General features: G+C 37.9%; 1 protein-coding gene. It reads left to right on the top strand.

The window, feature by feature from the left end; genetic code table 11:
* A partial coding sequence (locus BU804_RS02620; RefSeq protein ID WP_079988571.1) for an SEL1-like repeat protein occupies nucleotides 1–895 on the top strand: 895 nt, incomplete at its 5' end.
* Nucleotides 896–1,149 lie beyond the last annotated feature (254 nt).

The following is a 1,149-nucleotide window of genomic DNA, read 5'->3' on the forward strand; positions in this document are numbered from 1 at the left end:
AGAAGATTGGAAGTCTTTTTGGAGCGGTAAAAAAAGTAAAATTATTTACTCTTCTTCTCCCTCATTTTTACCAACTAAACTTTTGGCAGACCAAGGCGATGCAAAAGCTCAATATAATCTTGGAGTCATATATGCCACTGGGTGGGGTGTTACACAATCAGATCAAGAAGCTATTAAATATTACAAACTCGCTGCCGATCAAGGGAATGCAAAGGCTCAATATAACCTTGGAGTTAGATATTCCAATGGGCGGGGTGTTACACAATCAGATCAAGAAGCTATTAAATATTACAAACTCGCTGCCGATCAAGGTCATGCAGATGCTCAATATAATCTTGGAGTCAGGTATACCAATGGGCGGGGTATTACACAATCAGATCAAGAAGCTATTAAATATTACAAACTCGCTGCCGATCAAGGTCAGGCAAATGCTCAATATAACCTTGGAATCAGGTATGCCAATGGGCTGGGTATTACACAATCAGATCAAGAAGCTATTAAATATTACAAACTCGCTGCCGAACAAGGTCATGCAGATGCTCAATATAACCTTGGAGTTAGATATTCCAATGGGCTGGGTATTACACAATCAGATCAAGAAGCTATTAAATATTACAAACTCGCTGCCGAACAAGGTCATGCAGATGCTCAATATAACCTTGGAATCAGGTATGCTAATGGGCGGGGTGTTACCCAATCAGATCAAGAAGCTATTAAATATTACAAACTCGCTGCCGAACAAGGTCATGCAGATGCTCAATTCATTATTGGAATTAGATATAAAAAGGGTCGAGGTATCTCCCAATCGAATCAAGAAGCTACTAAATATTTTCAGCTTGCTGCCAATCAAGGCCATGCAGATGCCCAATACGAGCTTGAAACTCTAAATCTGTAAAAAAGGGGCTAGATGTTGTACAATTCCGTCAAGAAGCTCTGAGATATTATCAACTTGCTACTGATCAAGAGATACCCAGGTAGCAAGAAAAATTGACTCTATTATTTCTCAACAAAATAGCTAAATTGATTTAAAATTATTATTTATTTTTTAATGAATTAAAAAAGGAATTATATGCGATCAAAATTTATAGATGGCGATACTCCTAGCAGCTACTCTGCTCTTTCTTCTAGCCCAGATCCAAAATTAAGCCA

The sequence above is a fragment of the Candidatus Protochlamydia sp. W-9 genome, assembly GCF_001950615.1.
Lineage (GTDB): Bacteria > Chlamydiota > Chlamydiia > Chlamydiales > Parachlamydiaceae > Protochlamydia > Protochlamydia amoebophila.